The sequence below is a fragment of the Pseudomonas salomonii genome, assembly GCF_900107155.1.
Classification (GTDB): domain Bacteria; phylum Pseudomonadota; class Gammaproteobacteria; order Pseudomonadales; family Pseudomonadaceae; genus Aquipseudomonas; species Aquipseudomonas salomonii.
The window spans coordinates 1-18099 of sequence record NZ_FNOX01000012.1 but is presented as its reverse complement, the minus strand read 5'-3'; the positions used below and the strand labels follow the sequence as shown (position 1 = coordinate 18099).

The window sequence follows — 18099 nt, the reverse complement described above, 5'->3', positions numbered from 1 at the left end:
TGGGGTAGGCGGTTAACGCGGTGGCGCAAATGGTGCCCGATCAACGGCATCAACGCTATTAATTACTGAACGTGCGCCCGGGACCTGCCTTTAATCGCACCCGAGTTAGAGCCTTGGCAGAGCCGGAAAAGCGCCGAATTGTCTTGGAAAAGATGTGAAAATTGTGTGCAGCGAATAGTTTCGACACACAAAACCTGTGAATGCACCAGAAACTAAATGTGGGAGCGGGCTTGCTCGCGAATGCGGCGTGTCAGTCAAAACATCTGAAACTGATACACCGTATTCGCGAGCAAGCCCGCTCCCACATTGACTGTGCCCACTCTAGATAGAGTGGGTGAACGATCAGATCCGCACGTTACCGCGCGGCCCGGCAATCGCCCAGATGATCAGGCCCAGTACCGGCAGCAACAGGATCAGCAGGATCCACAGCACTTTGGCGCCGGTGCTGGCGCCACTTTTGAACACGTTGATGATCGCCCAGATATCCAGCGCCAGAATGATCAGGCCGATAAGACCGTTGAAAGTGGAACCCATGGTGTCGCTCCTAAGTGAGGGCATGCACTTGTAGGATAGTCAGCCCTGGCAGGGGTTCCGTTTTATTTCAGACGTGGACGGCGACTTTCAAGGCTTCCAGCGACGGCTCGGCCTTGATCCCGACTTCGGCGCACAGTTCCAGCACGCGCGGCAGGTCGTTACCGTACACCAGCACCGCCTGGATCTCGTCATCGAGCAATTGGCTGAAGTCGAGCAACACATAGCCGCCCTCTTCGGGGCTCAACGCGCTCATCTGAATCTGGATGCGGTTCAGCGCGGTGAGGTCTTCGGTCTTGGCCAACTGCTTGGGCTTGAGGTTGAACGCCACGCCGGGGCCGAACGAGGCGACGATCTGTGCGAACAGATCGCCATAAGTATCGGCCTGGAACAGCACCGTGTCCGGCAGGCTGCCAACTACTACCCACTCACCCAACGGGATCGGGAAGGTGTCGTCGTAGTTGATATCCGGGTTCGCCGTCAGAAACGCCGCCGGGTCCGCGTAGGCCTGGGCGGCTTCTGTGGCGATGCGTACCACCTCTTCCTCGCCCATGACGCCGGCGCTGATTTTGCTGATAAGTTCGACGAGGGCGGTGTGCATGGGAAGGTCCTGTGGCGGCTGGTTTTTGAGGGCGCGTAGCCTACACCAGTTTCTGCAACTGCGCCGCCGTATCCGCCGCGCCCATGGTGTGCGCCGCCGCCAGCGCAGTCGCGCCCTGGGCATCGGTGGCCTTGGGGTTGGCGCCTTGAGCGAGCAGGTAGTCGACCATTTCAACGCGGTTGAACATTGCGGCCAGCATCAGCGCCGTACGCCCGTCCGGAGATGCGGCATCCACCGGCACGCCGCCTTCGATCAGCGCCTTAACCACCGCCAAGTCGCCTTTGAACGCGGCGCCGGCAATCGGCAGTTGGTTCTTATCGTTGGCAATCAGCGGATCGGCCTTGAACTCGAGCAACACTTTTACCGCCTCGACATGGCCGTGATAGGCCGCGAGCATCAGCAAGGTGTCACCATTGTGATTACGAAAATTGGCCGGCAAGCCTTTGGCCAGCAGCGCAGCCAGCATCGCCGCATCGCCTTTGCGGGCCACGTCAAAAACCTGTTCGGCGAATTCGGCGGCTTCATCGTCGGTCATTTGTTTGGGCTGGTCTGACATGCAGGGCGCTCCTTGTCTGGGAATGTGTATAAGGCGCCCAGTGTCGCGAGGGAGTTCCCCGCTGTCATGGCTTTTTTGTCAAAAGCACTCATAGCCAGAATCAATAACGGAACTGCCCGCCCTGGATCTGCGCCAGCAATTGCCCGGTGACCGGTACATAACTGTCGGAGCCCGGCAGCCACGCGTACACCGGGTCGTTACCGGCCTTGTCCGGGTCGAAGGCTTCCTCCTTGAGCTTGACCTTCTGGTATTTGAAGGTGCCAGTGGTTTCCATCTTCACCTTGATGCGCAAAAACAACGGCACCGCATAGTGCGGCAACTGGCCGTGGGCAAACTGCAACAGCTCGCGCATGTCCAGGGCCGCCAGAGATTCGCTTGGCGTGATGGCAACCATGCCGGCGCGGCCATTGGTGTTTTCGATCTCGACGCCATAGGCCACCACTTCGGCGATCTGCGGGTGCTGCAACAGCACGTTTTCCACTTCGGTGGTGGAGACGTTTTCGCCCTTCCAACGGTAGGTATCGCCCAGCCGGTCGACAAATTGCGCATGGCCAAAGCCGATACTGCGCAACAAGTCGCCGGTATTGAAGTAGCGGTCGCCCTTCTCGAACACGTCCGTAAGCACCACCTTGCGGTTCTTTTCCGGGTCGGTGTAGCCATCGAACGGCGACTTTTCATCGATCCTGGCCAGCAGCAAGCCCTGCCCGCCGGTTTGCACCTTGCGCAGAAAACCATTGCTGCCCCGCAACGGCTCGCCGGTTTCGTGGGCGTACTCCACCAGCGCCCAATGCTGCAGGCAAAAACCGATGGTGTTGTCGAAATTCAGCACATTGGTAAACCCGATGTTGCCGTCGCTGGCCGCATACAGCTCGCAGATGTGCTCCACGCCATAACGCTGCTTGAACTGCGCCCAGACACCGGGGCGCAGGCCATTGCCGACCATCTTGGTGACTTTATTGTCGCGATCCTGCGCACTGGCCGGCTGATCCAGCAGGTAGCGGCACAGTTCGCCGACATACCCCAGGGTGGTTGCGTTGAATCTGCGCGCATCGTCCCAGAACTGGCTGGCGCTGAATTTACGCCGGATGGCGAAGCCCGACGCGCCGATAATCGCCGAACCCCAGCACACACACAGGCCAGTGGCATGGTACAGCGGCAAGGTGCAATACAGGACGTCTTGCGGCCCCATGTCCAGGGCGATGCTGCCGAAACTCACCGCCGTCTTGGTCCAGCGCCCATGTTTCATGATGCCGGCCTTGGGCAAGCCGGTGGTGCCGGAGGTGTAGATATAGAAGCACGGGTCGTTGAAGAAGATGCGCCCGCTGCTGGCAGGGTTGTCCAGCGGGCTGTCGGCGCTGGCGGCCAGCAGGTCGGTGTAGCCTTGCGGCATCACGGTTGAGGATTGATCCGCCACACACCAGCTGCGTTCGGCCGCGATCGACACGTGATCGCGCACCGCCGCATAGGCGTCGAGCAATTCCGCGCCTGCCACGATCGCCACCGGGTTAACCAGGTTCAGGCTGTGCACCAGCGCCGCCTGGGTTTGCGCGGTGTTGAGCATGGCGCAGATGCCGCCCAGCTTGGCCACGGCCAGCACGCTGAGGAGCAACTCCGGGCGATTTTCAATAAACAGCGCAACAACATCACCCTTGCCGATGCCCTGCGCGTGCAGGTAATGCGCGATACGATTGGCGCGCTGGTTGGCTTCGCGGTAGCTGAGCACGCTGTCGCCGTACAACAACGCCGCGCCGTCGGGGTTGCGCAACGCAGCCTGTTCAAAGTGCCAACCGAGGCCGCAGGGCTGCGCGGAGTCGGTGACATTCGCGGCGCGCATGCCGCGCACCACGCGTGGCAGGGCGCGAACAATCGCAGGCACCTTACGCAAGAGCTTGCCCCACGTGATCATGTCGTCTTGTTGATGGCTCATGGCGCAACGTCCTTTTTCTTATTCTTCGTATGATCCAGGGACAGCGGCAGCCCTGTAGGCAGATGCCGAATGCCTTGCAGGAAAATACGCCTGCCATTCTTTGACTGTACATGCCGGATTTGAAAAGTTTTGTATCCCGAGCCGGCCTCCACCGAAAAGGAATTTTGCCAGGGCGAGGCGGTCTTTATCCTGGAGGCTGACCTGAAACAGCTGGCGCGAATAACGCAAAATGCAGGATGCACGATGGCCATTCATGCAAATTGCACGAAACCGAAAATCTGTTAAGTTTTTAAATGCTTGATTTATAACGATTTTTTAAGATATCCAATACTGGCACAATCACTGCACCTATCTCTCCATGCTTGCCAACTTGAGCCAACGGAGCTGATAGACATGAGCCTGATCCAAGATAAATTCGCTTCAGTATTCTCCCAATACGACGTCACCACTCAGCCACGTCCCGACGGCGGTATCCTGCTGACCCTGCGCAACAGCGAAGGCAAACAGGTCAAGCGTTCGATCTCGTATCAACAGCTGCACACCGCTGACCAACTGACCTGGGTGATCAGCGCGATCCGCCGCGACCTGGCCGAACAAGCCAGTGAACTGCCACAGATTTCGATGCTGCAAAGCCAGAACCGCTTTGCCCTGCCGACCTACCATTCGGCATAAGCAGAAGATAACCAAAAAGGGCCGCGACGCTGACAGGCGTCGCGGCCCTTTTTTGTGTGGCTTCAGCACAAGCCTTGTCGGCTGGCCTCATTCATCGCCTGTACGCGGTTGGTGACTTCCAGCTTGCCGTAGATATTGCGCAGATGGAATTTCACCGTGGCTTCAGAGGTCGCCCGAATCTGACTGATCTCCCAGACGGTCTTGCCTTCCGAGGCCCAGCGCAAAATTTCCAGCTCGGTCGGGGTGAGGGGCTTGCCGCCCAGGCTCAGACGTCTTCTAACGGTCATCGGCGCGTCCACCGGCGTGCGACACGACTGTTCTGGGCCACTCATTGTGCTCTCTCCTTATGTAGTGGATGCCCTATCACCTTTCGGATTCCTGCTATTGACAGGTGATATAAACATCGAGTCCGCAGAGAGTTACATAACGAATGGATTGAAAGCACAGGGCGCAGCAGAAACAGCTACGCCCTACAGATAATCAGGCTTATTCCCACAACAAATTCCAACTTGCCTGGGTTGAACATTTAGATATCTGTGCTTAGTCGTCCAAGCCCGGGAAACCATCGGCAATAGCATCGCCGGTAAGTTGAGGCTCACAGCCTTTAGCTGTGTTGAACAAACGCAAGGTGACAAAGTGCGGGTTCTCGCCCATGTCGAACCAATGCGGCATGCCGGCCGGAATCACCAGCAGGTCATTTTTCTCACAGCGCACGGCATACACATAGTCGCCCACGTGCACGTTAAACAGGCCCTGGCCTGCGACGAAGAAACGCACTTCGTCTTCGCTGTAGCGGCGCTCATCGAGGAACTGTGCGCGCAGTGCAGCATTCTCTAGAGGGTCACCCGCCGCCCTGAGCACTTGCACAGCGGCGTAGCCAAGGGCATCGATCTGCGGTTGGTACGCGGCGATGATGTCTGCGTCGCTGGCGCCCTTCTCTATCGGCGCCGGCTGCCAGCGCGCAAAGCGCACACCGTGGTCAGCCAGCGTCGAGACGATATCGTCGAAATGGGTCAGGACCTTGTTCGGGGTCTCCGGTGTGGCAGCAGCGTAAACAGCGACATAACTCATTGCTCGGTTCCTGTAGTCGGTTCTTGCAATCGAAGGCCAATGATAATGGCGGCGGCCAGGGCGGCGACGCTGGCGATGCTGAAGGTCAGAGTCGGGCCCAACAGGTTCCAGCTGTAGCCGGCGTAAAGAGCACCCAACGCGCCCCCGGTGCCGGCCAGCGCGGCATACAGCGCCTGGCCCTGGCCTTGTTGTCTGGCGCCGAAGCTGCGTTGCACAAAGGCGATGGCGGCCGCATGAAAGCTGGCGAACGTGGCGGCGTGCAGCACTTGCGCCAGCAGCAATACCCAGAAGATTTCCGCGAATGACCCCAGCAGCAACCAGCGGATAGCCGCCAACACAAAACTGGCCAGCAGCACCCGTCGCACCGAAAAACGCGTGAGGATGCGGCTCATGGCCAGGAACATCAGCACCTCCGCGACCACGCCCAGCGCCCACAGCATGCCGATCACGCCACGGCTATAACCCAAATGTTCGAGGTGCAGGGTCAGGAAGGTGTAATACGGGCCATGGCTCATTTGCATCAAGGCCACGCACGCATAAAACGCCAGTACGCCGGGGCTGCGCAATTGCTTGAGAAAACCGTCCCCGGCCAGGCGGTTGCCCTGCACGGCGGGCTGCGCGTTCGGCACCCACAGGCTGGCACCAATAATACCGGCCATGATCACCACGACCACCACCGGGTAAATGTCCAGGCTCAGCCCGTCGAACAGGCGGCCCATGATCACCACGGTGAGGATAAAACCGATGGAGCCCCACAGGCGGATCTGGCTGTAACGTGCGGTCTGCTTTTGCAGGTGCGCAAGCGTGATCACTTCAAACTGCGGCAACACCGCGTGCCAGAAGAACGCATGCAACGCCATCACCAGGGCCAGCCAGGCGTAGGTTTTGCTGAAGAAGATCAGCGAGAAACTCGCCAGGGTGCACACCGCGCCAAAGCGCACGATGGCCAGGCGCCGGCCAGTGTAGTCGCCGAGCCAGCCCCACAGGTTGGGCGCCACGCAGCGCATCAGCATGGGGATGGCCACCAGCTCGCCGATACGCGCGCTGGAGAACCCCAGGTGGTCGAAGTACAGCGCCAGGAACGGCGCCGTCGCCCCGAGCAGGGCGAAGTAGAAGAGGTAGAAGCTGGAGAGGCGCCAGTATGGGAGGGCTGTCACGGTCAGCCCGTCACAGCTGGCCCAACACCGGCGTACTCACCTGCACATCGGCATTTTGCCCACGGTGGCGCAGCAGGTGGTCCATCAACACGATGGCCATCATTGCCTCGGCAATCGGTGTGGCGCGGATGCCCACGCACGGGTCGTGGCGGCCCTTGGTGATTACGTCCACCGGGTTGCCGTGCACATCGATCGAACGGCCCGGCGTGGTGATGCTCGACGTGGCCTTGAGCGCCAGGTGCGCAACAATCGGCTGGCCGGAGGAAATACCGCCGAGGATGCCGCCCGCGTTGTTGCTGAGGAAACCTTGCGGGGTCATCTCATCGCGATGCTCGGTGCCGCGCTGGGCGACGCAGGCAAAACCGGCGCCGATTTCCACGCCCTTGACCGCATTGATGCTCATCAGCGCGTGGGCCAGCTCGGCGTCGAGGCGGTCGAAGATCGGCTCGCCCAGGCCGGGTTTGACGCCTTCGGCGACCACGGTGATCCTGGCACCCACCGAGTCCTGATCACGGCGCAACTGGTCCATATAGGCTTCCAGTTCCGGCACCTTGTCCGGGTCTGGGCTGAAAAAGGCGTTATCGTCGACGCTGTCCCAGGTCTTGAACGGGATTTCAATCGGGCCCAACTGGCTCATGTAGCCGCGGATCACGATGCCCTGGGTGGCCAGGTATTTCTTGGCGATGGCACCGGCGGCCACGCGCATGGCGGTTTCGCGCGCCGAGCTGCGGCCACCACCACGGTAGTCGCGCTCACCGTATTTGTGGTGGTAGGTGTAGTCGGCGTGGGCCGGGCGGAACAGGTCCTTGATCGCCGAATAGTCCTTGGACTTCTGGTCAGTGTTGCGAATCAACAGGCCGATGGCGCAGCCGGTGGTGCGGCCTTCAAACACGCCGGAAAGGATCTCGACTTCGTCGGGTTCCTGGCGCTGGGTGGTGTGGCGGCTGGTGCCGGGCTTGCGGCGGTCGAGGTCACGCTGCAGGTCTTCCAGAGACAACTCGAGGCCTGGCGGGCAGCCGTCGACAATGGCGACCAACGCCGGGCCATGGCTTTCGCCCGCGGTGGTGACAGTGAACAGCTTGCCGAAGGTATTGCCGGACATGCAGGGCGCTCCGTGAAATCAGTTGAATCAACTCAACCGTAATAACTTAAGGCGGCCAGTATACGCAGGCTAACCGACTAGTTCATCCTCGAAACCTTACCGGTAGACGTTGGTCCAACCGGCACCTTCCTGATGATGGCGCGATGATGCTGCGAGTTTTGCTTTTGACCCTTACCCTGTTTTCCAGCCTTGGCTTCGCCGCCTCCCCTGTTGTGCTGCAACGGCCGATCAGCCTGGACACCGGCAGCGGCGAGTTGTTTGGTTCGCTGCTGCTGCCCAAATCCGACAAACCCGTGCCCGTGGTGCTGATCATCGCCGGCTCCGGCCCTACCGATCGCAACGGCAACAGCGCCGATGGCGCGCGTAACGACAGCCTCAAGCGCCTGGCCTGGGTGCTGGCGCGCAACAACATCGCCAGTGTGCGCTACGACAAACGCGGCGTGGCCGCGAGCCTGGCCGCCACACCCGACGAACGCAACCTCAGCCTGGATGCCTATGTGGCCGATGCCGTGGCCTGGGGCAAGCTGCTCAAGGCCGACAGCCGCATGGGCCAGTTGATCGTGCTGGGCCATAGCGAAGGTGCGCTGGTGGCCGCCCTGGCCGCGCCGCAACTCGACCCGGCCGGGGTTATTTCGCTGTCCGGCAGTGCCCGGCCAGTGGACCAGGTGATCCGCCAGCAACTGGCTAACCACCTGCCGCCGGCCCTGTTGCTGCGCAGTAATGAAATCCTCGACCACCTCAAGGCCGGCCGGGTGGACGCCGACGTGCCGCGCCCGCTCGAAGGGATCTTCCGCCCCAGCGTGCAGCCTTACCTGATCAGCCTGTTTCGCGCCGACCCATCGGCCGCTTTCGCCAAACTGACGATGCCGGCGTTGATCCTCCAGGGCACCAACGATATCCAGGTGGGTGTGGCGGATGCCCAGCAGTTGCAAGCGGCCAAGCCGGACGCACAGCTGAGCGTGATTCAAGGCATGAACCACGTGATGCGCATCGTGCCCAAGGGTGTGAAGGAACAGCTGGAGTCGTACAACGACCCGAAACTGCCCCTCGCCGCCGAACTGGGCCAACGTATCGTGCGCTTTATCGACGGACTTCAACCCCGTTAAGCGACTATTTGCCTCCAGTCCTGAATAAAACGGCCGATAAGCCCAGAGTCGACAGTAAAAAGACTGTCGACTCGCAGGGCTTGGACAGGATCGCGCCGCATGACTACCACCGAAGCAACACCCGACTCTACTGCCGACAACCCGGCTGAAAAAACCGAGGCTGTCGAGGCCGCAGCACTGCCGTGGGCGGACGTCCAGGCCGAACACTTCAAGATGCTGCGCCTTGCGCCCCTGGCCACCGATCGCGCCACCGGCGCGCGGCCGCTACGGTTTGTGCAGTTCGGCTATACCGAGCGCCATGACAAGAAGCACAGCCTGTTGCGCATGGTGATCCAGCTGCCGGGCCAGCGTGTGCGCCGCGAGCAGAACCACCTGGATATCTGGGTCGACCACGAAACGCACCGTGTGCACTTCGGCCCGGGCAACAGCCTGGAAATCGAACCGGCCAACCGGGGCCTGGGACGCTTTCTGGTCGCACAGGGCGCCGCGTGGGCAAAAAAGAAGTGGTCACATTACCGCGTTGACGGCGTGAACCTCGCCAACAAGGATGCACTCAACGAAGCCACGCGCCTGCGCCGCGATCATTTCCTGCGCATCCAGGGGTTTGATGTGGCCTACGCCGATGTGCAGCACCTCAAAGGCAACGTGCAACCCGGCAAAGTCAGCGAAGTGCTGGACAGCTGGAACACCGAGAAGGTGCAGTACGTAGAAATCCTCGAGGCGGCGCAGATGCTGCAGCAGGCCGAGCACAACCTGGCCGAGCAGGAAGTGAAGCTGCGCAAGGAAGAGGAAAAGGTCACCAAGTTCAAGCGCGAGGACAGTGGGTTGCGCTTTACCATTACGTGCCTGGTGGCGTTTACGGTGTTTCAGGCGGGGTTGTTGATCTGGATAGCCACACACCGCTAGCCGATAGGAATGCAACAAAAATGTGGGAGCGGGCTTGCTCGCGAAAGCGCAGTGTCAGGCAAAAAATCTGCCACTGATACACCGCCTTCGCGAGCAAGCCCGCTCCCACATTTAGACCCTGCCCGCACAGTTGGATCGGCTTAAACCCGCGCCGCAAACACCGCCTGATGCGCCCGGCACTGCTCAGCCGTCAGCATGAACACACCGTGCCCGCCGCGCTGGAAGTCCAGCCAGGCAAAGTCGACTTCCGGGTACAGCGCTTCGACGTGCACCTGGCTGTTGCCGACTTCAACAATCAGCAAGCCCTTCTCTGTCAGGTGGTCGGCGGCCTCGGCCAGCATGCGCCGTACCAGGTTCAAACCATCGTCGCCGCAGGCCAGGCCCAGTTCCGGCTCGTGCTGGTATTCGTCCGGCATGTCGGCGAAGTCTTCGGCGTCCACATACGGCGGGTTAGACACGATCAAGTCAAAACGCTGGCCCGGCAGGCCATCGAAGCCGTCACCCTGCACGGTGTAGACGCGCTCATCAACACCATGACGCTCAATGTTCTGGTTGGCCACTTCCAACGCTTCGAAGGACAAGTCGCCCAGCACCACTTCAGCGTCCTGGAACTCGTAGGCACAGGCGATGCCGATGCAACCGGAGCCGGTGCACAGGTCGAGAATGCGCGCCGGCGGTTGGGCCAGCCACGGCTCGAAGCGGTTTTCGATCAACTCGCCGATCGGTGAACGCGGGATCAACACGCGCTCGTCAACGATAAACGACATGCCGCAGAACCAGGCTTCCTTCAACAGGTAGGCAGTAGGAACACGCTCGTGGATACGCTTGTGCAGCAAGCGCTGCACGTGGGCGACTTCCTCTTCTTCCAGGTTGCAGTCCAGGTAGCTGTCGGCAATTTCCCACGGCAGGTGCAAGGCGCCGAGCACCAATTGCCGGGCTTCGTCCCAGGCGTTGTCGGTGCCATGCCCGAAAAACAGGTCTTCCCCATGGAAACGGCTGACAGCCCAACGGATGTGGTCGCGCAACGTGCGCAGGCGAGAGGTAATCACGGGGGCAAGCTCCTGGAAAAAACGACTGACGATTCTAACAGCCTTCGCCTGTACCGACGATGTACGAAACCCCTTCACCATCCGTCGGATTTCATTCAAATTGCCATCATTGTGCTAAACAAGCCCACCTCTTGACATGGCTGCACGTCAACAACGGCGTACCTTACGATGGTAGCGATTCACAGAACCGCTCAGCCAGTGGACAATGTGACAAAAGCCCCACTCACAGGAGCCCCCAGAATGTCCGTTCCAAAGACGATGTTTCAACTCAGCGGTCGCGGTTACGCAGCAGCCAACCTGAACCATGCGACCCTCGTGATCATCGACGCCCAGAAGGAATACCTCAGCGGCCCACTCGCCCTGTCCGGCATGGACGCGGCGGTCGACAATATCAAGCAGTTGGTCGCGGCGGCACGCAACGCCGGGCGACCGATCGTGCATGTGCGTCACCTTGGCACCGTCGGTGGCCTGTTCGACCCGCAAGGCGAGCGCGGTGAATTCATTCCTGGCCTGGAACCCCAAGGCGATGAAACCATCATCGGCAAACTGCTGCCGAGCGCGTTCCACGGCACGGGCCTGGAGAAACACCTGCAAGACCTCGGCTCCCTGGACTTGATCGTCTGCGGTTTCATGAGCCACTCCAGCGTCAGCACTACCGTGCGCGCCGCCAAGAACCTGGGCTTTCGCTGCACCCTGGTGGAAGACGCCTGCGCCACCCGTGACCTGCCTTACAAAGGTGGGATCCTGAGCGCCGAACACGTGCAGCACACCGAAATGGCCATCATGGCTGACAACTTTGCCACTCTCGCGTTGACCAAAGATCTGATCTGATCGCCCTTGAGATGAGCGGCGCATTTATTGCCCCGCTCATCCGCAAAGCCCTCTCATTTGGCGCATTTACCGCTGCTGTCGGAACAACCTGTGTATCTTCCGGTCGAAGGGCCGATACCCTGGAGGAAAGGTCGGAATGAAGATATCCGATGGTTTTGACGCTCGTCGCTTGCGCCCCAAGGGCCCGAGCAATTGGCGTCTGCGCCTGGTAGCCGGCTTTGCCGCGTTGCTGGCCATTGTAGGTTTGCTGTTGGCCGGCGCTGGTGGCGCCGGCCTGTTTGGTCATTCGCCGGCCCTTGGCGAGTTGAATACCAGCCCCGGTGGCTCGGCTATCCTGTTGGTGATCGGGCTGCTGGTGCTGTGGTTGGGCGTGTGGTTGTGGCGTCGCAGCCGTCGGAAAATGCGTCAACCGCTGTCACTGAACATCGCTTCGCACCTGATGAAAAAGCACGACTGATGGCGCTTGGATAGCGTTTCCTGCGCCCTGGCCGCCGCGATTTAGGTAAACTGCCCGCCCTTCGCGGAGGCTGACATGCAAGACGACGATTTTTCCCTGTTCAAAAACGAGCTGCGCGGCGTCAAGCCGATCAAGCATGATCGTGCCGACACCGGCAAACCCAAGGCCGACCGGGCGCAGATCGCCAAGCTGCGCCAGGCCGCGACCGTGCGCACCGACGCCACCACCGTGGACGGCCTGTCGGACCAGTTCGTGATCGACGTAGGCCCGGAAGATGAGCTGATGTGGGCCCGCGACGGCGTGCAAGAAAGCCAGATGCGCAAGCTCAAGATCGGCCAGATTCCGTTCGAAGGCAGCCTCGACCTGCACGGCATGAACGTGGAAAAAGCCCGCGAAACCCTCTGGGCCTTCCTGGCCGAAGCAACCAAATTCGAAATCCGCTGCGTGCGCGTCACCCACGGCAAGGCTGTACGCCTGGACGGCAAGCGCCCGATGATCAAGAGCCACGTCAACACCTGGCTGCGCCAGCACGCCCAAGTACTCGGCTTTACCTCCTGCCAGGCCCGCCACGGCGGCGCCGGTGCGGTGTATGTAATGCTCAAGCGCACCATGATGGAAGGGCGCGACGAGTAACAAGTGCCATCGTCAGGCTTGCAGCGATGTGTCCGCCACCGTAACCTTGCGCTTTGCGAAAATCCCACAGGTAGTTTCATGTCCCTGGAACAGAATTACACCGCGATCCTCGGCCAACTCGGCGAGGACGTTTCCCGCGAGGGCCTGCTCGACACGCCAAAGCGTGCCGCCAAGGCGATGCAGTACCTTTGCCGCGGCTATGAACAGACGCTGGAAGAAGTCACCAACGGTGCCTTGTTCAGCTCGGACAACAGCGAAATGGTGTTGGTCAAGGACATCGAGTTGTACTCGCTGTGCGAGCACCACCTGCTGCCGTTTATCGGCAAGGCGCATGTGGCGTATATCCCGAGCGGCAAAGTGCTGGGCCTGTCGAAGGTCGCGCGGATTGTCGACATGTATGCGCGCCGCCTGCAGATCCAGGAAAACCTCAGCCGCCAGATCGCCGACGCGGTGATGCAGGTGACGGGTGCCCTGGGCGTGGCGGTGGTGATCGAAGCCAAGCACATGTGCATGATGATGCGTGGTGTGGAGAAACAGAATTCGTCGATGATCACCTCGGTGATGCTGGGTGAGTTCCGCGAAAACGCGGCCACCCGCAGCGAATTCCTCAGCCTGATCAAGTAACAGGCTGTGTAAGGAAAAGCCGGCGTTCATCGCCGGTTTTTTTTCGCCTGCGAAATTCAGGTAAGCTGCGGCCCCTTCTTCATGGGCAAGAGGTTTCAGCCATGTTCGTCAAAGCACTTCGAGTGGGTCTCGGCCAAATCATCATCGCAGGCGACTTCCTGACTCGCCCGCGCAAAAAGCAGCGTTCTGCCGAGCAACAGGCTCAGGTGAATGCGGCGGCCAAGGAGCTGACGCTCTACCAGTTCCACGCCTGCCCGTTTTGCGTGAAGACTCGCCGCACCCTGCACCGCCTGAATGTGCCGGTGGCGCTCAAGGATGCGAAAAACAACGAACAGGATCGCCAGACCCTGCTGGAGCAAGGCGGCAAGATCAAAGTGCCGTGCCTGCGTATTGAAGAGAATGGCCAGACCACCTGGATGTATGACTCCAAGGTGATCATTGATTACCTCGATAAGCGGTTTGCAGCGGTCTGACGACTATAGGAAATCCAATGTGGGAGCTGGCCAGCTCCCACATTTGTTTGGCGGTGTAATTAAGTCAGTATTACCAAATCCAATAAAGCCGAGCCCAGGCACTTGCCGTGGGCGTCCAGCGCCAGCGAGCGGGTTACGCCGCCACGCAGGATCCCCGGCAGCACGAAGTTCAGCGCCTGCACGTGGGGCAATTCATAACGCCGCACCGGCGCCGCATCCGGCTCACGCAAGCCGGCAAAAAATTCGGCGACGCGCTCGGGCGTGAGCTGTTCGCACAGCAGCGGATAGTCCTCTGTACGGTAGGCGATGATCGAGATGTTCGAGGTGTCGCCCTTATCGCCGGTACGGGAATGGGCCAGTGTGTGCAGTTTCATGCTTCGATCCTCGGGTTGACCGCGCTACGCGGCAGCAGCAAGGAGGCCACCGCCACCACCTGGCGCACGCTTTTACTCGCCCCGCCGCCGCCCGACGGGCCATTGGTGTAGAGGGTTTCCACTTCATTGCCAACCCGCACCGCTTCGCTGCGCTCCTCACACCGAGCGGCCACGCGCAGGCGCACCTCCCAGGGTTCGACGTTACTGCGGGGGCCGTGCAAGGAGTCCATGCCCATCAGCTCGGCGCGCAGGTCTTGCATCTTCACACCCATGAGTGCCAGGCGCTTGAGTACGATATCCCGCGCCAACTCAGCCCGTGCGACAGCGCCCGGGCCGCCGTAGGACATCTGCCCTTCACCGATCCATCCATCGAGGTAACCCACGCTGACCTTCAATTGTTCAGGCCGCGCCCGGCCATCGGCGCCTTGGGCACTGACGCGATCCACGCCCTCCTCCACAAAGCTCACGTGGGAAAAGTCTGCCGTCACGTCCGGCGTCAAGTAAGCCGCCGGGTCGTGCACTTCGTAGATCATCTGTTCGGTGCACGTCGCACGGCTGACCCGCCCGCCTGTGCCTGCGACCTTGGTGATCACAGCCTCGCCATTGGCATCGATTTCGGCCAACGGGAAACCCAGGCGTGCCAGGTCATCCACATCCTTGAAGCCGGGGTCGGCAAAATAGCCACCGCTGACCTGCCCCGCGCATTCCAGCAAATGCCCGACCAACGTCCCGCGCCCCAGCCGCTGCCAGTCGTCCGCAGCCCAGCCGAATTCAAACATCTGCGGCGCCAAAAACAGCGACGGGTCGGCCACGCGCCCGGTGATCACCACGTCGGCATCGGCGCGCAAGGCGTCAAGGATGCCGTCGACGCCCAGGTAGGCGTTCGCGGATATCAACCGCGCGCCCAAAGAACCGACAGTCTGGCCGTTATCCAGGCGTTGCTCGGGCTGTAAAACATCCAGCACGTCATCGCCCACCACCGCCACGACCTTGAGGTCCTGGCCCAATTCGCTGGCAATGCGCCGCACTTCAACGGCCGCCGCTACCGGGTTGGCCGCGCCCATATTGGTGATCACCCGCAGGCGCCGGCCACCGTTCCCGCCAACAAACGGCAACACCCGGCGCATACGCTCGCTCAGCAGCGGGTCGTAACCCCCTTGTGGATCGCTGATACGCGCCTGTTGCGCCAGGGCAATGGTGCGTTCGGCGAGGCATTCGAACACCAGGTAATCCAGGTCGCCCTGTTCGGCCAGTTCCACGGCAGGCTCGATACGGTCACCGGAATAGCCGGCGCCGGCGCCGATGCGCAAGGTCTTCATTTCAAATCACTCCCAGGAGCAATGCGGTCAGGGTCATCAACACTGACGCGGCAAACAGAAACGGAATGGTGAAGCGCTGGTGATCGGCCAGTTCGATCTTGCACAGGCCCACCAGCAGGAAGGTCGCAGGCGTCAGCGGGCTGACCGGGAAACCGGTGGTGTGCACACCCAGCAATGAGGCCTGGGCCACTTGCAGCGGGTCGACGCCCAGGGCTTTACCGACTTCGGCGATCACCGGCATCACGCCGAAATAGTAGGAATCAGGGTCGAACAGCATGCTCAACGGCATGGAAATAAAGCCCACCACTGCCGGGATCAACTTGCCGTGGCCGGCGGGAATCTGCGCCACCGCCACCTCGGCAATCGCCTTGAGCATGCCGGTGCCTTGCATGATGCCGGTGAACACCCCGGCGGCGAGCAGGATACTGGCCATGGTCAGGGCGGTTTTGGCATGGGCATCGATGCGCGCGCGTTGGGCGTCCACATTCGGGTAGTTGATGCACAGCGCCACCACGGTGCCGAGCATAAACATCACCACCGGGTCGACCCAGCCGGCAATCATCACCACCATCACCAGCACGGTCAGCAACAGGTTGACCCAAAACAGCCGTGGGCGCCGCAGCTTGATGTCATCGTCGCTGAGCACCCGTTGCGGCACCGCCTCCACCGAGGAACCGGCGCCCAGGCCCAGGCGTTTTTCTTCACGACGGCCCAGCCACCAGGCGCAGGCAAACACGAAGACCAGGCCGACGATCTGCACCGGAATCAGCGGCTGAAACAGGTCGGCCACCGGCACATGCAGGGCCGCCGACGAGCGCAGCACCGGGCCGGTCCACGGCAGAAAATTGACCCCGGCAGCCATGGCACAGACACACGCAAGGATGCGCTTGTCGATGCCCAGCCGCGTATACAGCGGCAGCATCGCTGGCACCGTCACCAGAAACGTCACCGCCCCGGAGCCGTCCAGGTGCACCAGCAGCGCGAGGGTCGCGGTGCCGACCACAATCCGCGTAGGACGCGTGCCTACGGTGCGCAGGATGCGATCAATGATGGGATCGAGCATGCCGGCGTCGGTCATGATCCCGAAAAACAGGATCGCGAACACGAACATGCCCACCACCGGGGCGACGTTCTTGATTCCGGTGATGATAAAGGCGCTGGTTTGCAGGCCGAAACCGCCGAGCAATGCGGCAATGATCGGCAAGGCGATCAGCGCCACCAGCGGCGACAGGCGTTTGCTCATGACGGCAGCGAGCAGGCACAGGATGGTAATGACACCCAGGGTAGCGAGCATGGGTTACTCCAGAGCGGCCTTGGTGGCCGGTTATTGTTTTCCCTGGAGTATTGGAAGCGGGTTAGTCTTTGTAAATTGGAATATTCGGCCTGCCACGTTCGGAAAAACAAAATGAAGAACAGCATCCAACACATACAAGCCTTTCTCGCCGTAGCCCGCACCGGCAGTTTCACCAAGGCCGCCAATGAGTTGCACTTGTCGCCCTCAGCCTTGACGGTACAGGTGCAACAACTCGAAGACTGGCTTGGCGTCGCGCTGCTCGATCGCAGCCCGCGCCACGTAAGCATCACCGCCGCAGGCGAAGACGCGCGCGGGCCGATGGAAAAACTGCTGCTGGACCTGGACAACATCGTCACCGGCTCCCGTGACCTCGCCGCCCTGCGCCGTGGCGTGGTCAGCATCGCCGCGCTGCCCTCGGTGTGCGCCGGCGCGCTACCACCGGCTTTGCGCCTGTTTCGCGAGCGTTTTGCCGGCATCGAAGTGCGATTGCATGACCTGGTGGCCCATCGAATTCATGCGCAGGTACGTGAAGGCGTGGTGGATTTCGGCATCGGCGTGCGTGCCCGGCTGAGCCACGGCCTGGAGTTTTTGCCGGTGCTCAATGATCGGTTGTGTGCGTTTGTGCCACTGGGCCATCCCCTCGCCCACCATCGCCGGCTGACCCTGGAGCAATTGGCGGACCAGCCGATCATCCTCACCGGCCGCGACAGCAGTGTGCGTGAGCAGGTGGACGCATTGTTTGATCAGACACGGCTGACAATGAATGCCGGCATGGAAGCCAACTATATGTCGACGGTGCTGGCGCTGGTGCGCCAGGGGTTGGGCATCAGTGTGCTGCCGGAGTCGGCGGCGGACAGCTTGGCGGGGCTGAAGCGCATCAATATTGACCATCCCGGCGTGAACCGCGAGATCGGCTTGATCAGTCGCAGCGGGATGGGCCTCAGTCCGGCGGCGCAGCGTTGCTTTGAATTATTAAATGATGAACTCTCTGACAAAACATCGAGCTAAAAATGGACACTGTGGGAGCTGGCTTGCCTGCGATGCAGACACCTCGGTTTATCTATGAGCCCGAGTTGATGCTATCGCAGGCAAGCCAGCTCTTATCAAACAAAAAATAACTCATTGTTTTTGCTCTTAAAAATCAAGCCGCTTTAACCAGCTGCAACCCCAACTTTCGCGCCTTGCGCTCCAAGGCGCGCAGTTGCCGGTCCCGGCTACGCTCTTCAAATTCCTCTATTCCTTTCTCAACATAAGGCTGACCTTTGGTCAGCATCGCGTAGATCAGTCGTGCCAGTTGATGCGCTGTCGCCTTAATCGCGCAACAGGTGTCCATCCGGGTCAGGCGCGCTCGGTGGCTGGCACCGATAAAACTTTTGTCGTTACGTGCAATAGAGGCGGCTTGCTTCAGCGCTTGAG

21 protein-coding genes and 1 pseudogene are annotated in these 18099 nt (G+C 60.8%); 9 read left to right on the top strand and 13 right to left on the bottom strand.

What is annotated here, in order from left to right:
* Positions 1-342 precede the first annotated feature (342 nt).
* The 4 genes from BLV67_RS24650 to BLV67_RS24635 all read right to left on the bottom strand — a co-directional run bounded on the left by BLV67_RS24650 (position 343) and on the right by BLV67_RS24635 (position 3615).
* Positions 343-534 carry a PLDc N-terminal domain-containing protein gene (locus BLV67_RS24650; protein ID WP_003172956.1) on the bottom strand — a complete coding sequence of 64 codons (192 nt, stop codon included), beginning with the start codon at positions 532-534 and terminating at the stop codon, positions 343-345.
* 67 nt (positions 535-601) lie between these two features.
* Positions 602-1132: a hypothetical protein gene (locus BLV67_RS24645; protein WP_069786548.1), complete on the bottom strand. Its 531-nt coding sequence runs from the start codon at positions 1130-1132 to the stop codon at positions 602-604.
* 40 nt (positions 1133-1172) lie between these two features.
* A complete protein-coding gene (locus BLV67_RS24640) occupies positions 1173-1688 on the bottom strand; it encodes an ankyrin repeat domain-containing protein (protein ID WP_065911452.1) in 516 nt (171 codons plus the stop codon).
* Positions 1689-1788: 100 nt separating this feature from the next.
* Positions 1789-3615, bottom strand: a complete 1827-nt coding sequence (locus BLV67_RS24635; protein WP_069786547.1) for a long-chain-acyl-CoA synthetase — start codon at positions 3613-3615, stop codon at positions 1789-1791.
* 393 nt (positions 3616-4008) lie between these two features.
* On the opposite strand from BLV67_RS24635, the gene BLV67_RS24630 reads away from it, so the two are divergent.
* Positions 4009-4287, top strand: a complete 279-nt coding sequence (locus BLV67_RS24630) for a DUF3509 domain-containing protein (protein ID WP_016970113.1) — start codon at positions 4009-4011, stop codon at positions 4285-4287.
* A gap of 62 nt (positions 4288-4349) precedes the next feature.
* On the opposite strand, the gene BLV67_RS24625 is transcribed toward BLV67_RS24630, so the two are convergent.
* The 4 genes from BLV67_RS24625 to aroC all read right to left on the bottom strand — a co-directional run bounded on the left by BLV67_RS24625 (position 4350) and on the right by aroC (position 7617).
* Complete coding sequence (locus BLV67_RS24625; protein WP_017137824.1) at positions 4350-4619, bottom strand: response regulator transcription factor; 270 nt, start codon at positions 4617-4619, stop codon at positions 4350-4352.
* 208 nt (positions 4620-4827) lie between these two features.
* Positions 4828-5358 (bottom strand): acireductone dioxygenase, encoded by a 531-nt coding sequence (locus BLV67_RS24620; RefSeq protein ID WP_065911456.1) that lies wholly within the window; start codon positions 5356-5358, stop codon positions 4828-4830.
* Positions 5355-6515 carry an MFS transporter gene (locus BLV67_RS24615; RefSeq protein WP_056861124.1) on the bottom strand — a complete coding sequence of 387 codons (1161 nt, stop codon included), beginning with the start codon at positions 6513-6515 and terminating at the stop codon, positions 5355-5357. Before BLV67_RS24615 ends, BLV67_RS24620 begins: the two co-directional genes overlap by 4 nt.
* 10 nt (positions 6516-6525) lie before the next feature.
* Positions 6526-7617: a chorismate synthase gene (gene aroC, locus BLV67_RS24610; RefSeq protein WP_056861123.1), complete on the bottom strand. Its 1092-nt coding sequence runs from the start codon at positions 7615-7617 to the stop codon at positions 6526-6528.
* A 143-nt stretch (positions 7618-7760) separates the two neighbouring features.
* Here aroC and BLV67_RS24605 point away from each other — a divergent pair, with 143 nt between their 5' ends.
* Positions 7761-8723 carry an alpha/beta hydrolase gene (locus BLV67_RS24605; protein ID WP_065911458.1) on the top strand — a complete coding sequence of 321 codons (963 nt, stop codon included), beginning with the start codon at positions 7761-7763 and terminating at the stop codon, positions 8721-8723.
* A gap of 99 nt (positions 8724-8822) precedes the next feature.
* Positions 8823-9629, top strand: a complete 807-nt coding sequence (locus BLV67_RS24600; RefSeq protein ID WP_069786546.1) for a hypothetical protein — start codon at positions 8823-8825, stop codon at positions 9627-9629.
* Positions 9630-9769: 140 nt separating this feature from the next.
* Here the strand turns inward: BLV67_RS24600 and prmB are convergent, their stop codons facing one another.
* The gene (gene prmB / locus BLV67_RS24595) at positions 9770-10678 is read right to left on the bottom strand and encodes a 50S ribosomal protein L3 N(5)-glutamine methyltransferase (protein WP_058420625.1); all 909 of its coding nucleotides are present in this window, start codon (positions 10676-10678) and stop codon (positions 9770-9772) included.
* A 240-nt stretch (positions 10679-10918) separates the two neighbouring features.
* Here prmB and BLV67_RS24590 point away from each other — a divergent pair, with 240 nt between their 5' ends.
* The 5 genes from BLV67_RS24590 (at position 10919) to BLV67_RS24570 (ending at position 13696) form a co-directional block, all read left to right on the top strand.
* Complete coding sequence (locus tag BLV67_RS24590) at positions 10919-11509, top strand: cysteine hydrolase family protein (protein ID WP_058420624.1); 591 nt, start codon at positions 10919-10921, stop codon at positions 11507-11509.
* A 136-nt stretch (positions 11510-11645) separates the two neighbouring features.
* Entirely contained in the window at positions 11646-11966 is a 321-nt protein-coding gene (locus BLV67_RS24585; protein WP_069786545.1) for a hypothetical protein, read from the top strand.
* A 75-nt stretch (positions 11967-12041) separates the two neighbouring features.
* Positions 12042-12599 carry a Smr/MutS family protein gene (locus tag BLV67_RS24580; RefSeq protein WP_017137833.1) on the top strand — a complete coding sequence of 186 codons (558 nt, stop codon included), beginning with the start codon at positions 12042-12044 and terminating at the stop codon, positions 12597-12599.
* Positions 12600-12677: 78 nt separating this feature from the next.
* Positions 12678-13223, top strand: a complete 546-nt coding sequence (gene folE / locus BLV67_RS24575; protein ID WP_003442011.1) for a GTP cyclohydrolase I FolE — start codon at positions 12678-12680, stop codon at positions 13221-13223.
* Between the two features lie 101 nt (positions 13224-13324).
* Positions 13325-13696 (top strand): glutathione S-transferase N-terminal domain-containing protein, encoded by a 372-nt coding sequence (locus BLV67_RS24570; RefSeq protein ID WP_017137834.1) that lies wholly within the window; start codon positions 13325-13327, stop codon positions 13694-13696.
* A 59-nt stretch (positions 13697-13755) separates the two neighbouring features.
* Here the strand turns inward: BLV67_RS24570 and BLV67_RS24565 are convergent, their stop codons facing one another.
* Genes BLV67_RS24565 through BLV67_RS24555 form a run of 3 tightly spaced genes read right to left on the bottom strand, consistent with a single transcriptional unit; the run spans position 13756 to position 16683 of the window.
* Positions 13756-14070, bottom strand: a complete 315-nt coding sequence (locus BLV67_RS24565; RefSeq protein ID WP_069786544.1) for an AtuA-related protein — start codon at positions 14068-14070, stop codon at positions 13756-13758.
* Entirely contained in the window at positions 14067-15389 is a 1323-nt protein-coding gene (locus BLV67_RS24560) for an acyclic terpene utilization AtuA family protein (RefSeq protein ID WP_069786543.1), read from the bottom strand. Before BLV67_RS24560 ends, BLV67_RS24565 begins: the two co-directional genes overlap by 4 nt.
* A gap of 1 nt (position 15390) precedes the next feature.
* On the bottom strand, positions 15391-16683 hold the full coding sequence (locus BLV67_RS24555; RefSeq protein WP_065911468.1) for a CitMHS family transporter: 1293 nt from the start codon (positions 16681-16683) through the stop codon (positions 15391-15393).
* Between the two features lie 111 nt (positions 16684-16794).
* On the opposite strand from BLV67_RS24555, the gene BLV67_RS24550 reads away from it, so the two are divergent.
* The gene (locus BLV67_RS24550; protein ID WP_069786542.1) at positions 16795-17691 is read left to right on the top strand and encodes a LysR family transcriptional regulator; all 897 of its coding nucleotides are present in this window, start codon (positions 16795-16797) and stop codon (positions 17689-17691) included.
* 133 nt (positions 17692-17824) lie between these two features.
* Here the strand turns inward: BLV67_RS24550 and BLV67_RS24545 are convergent.
* Positions 17825-18099 (bottom strand): annotated as a pseudogene (locus BLV67_RS24545) (IS110 family transposase); the annotation flags it as partial.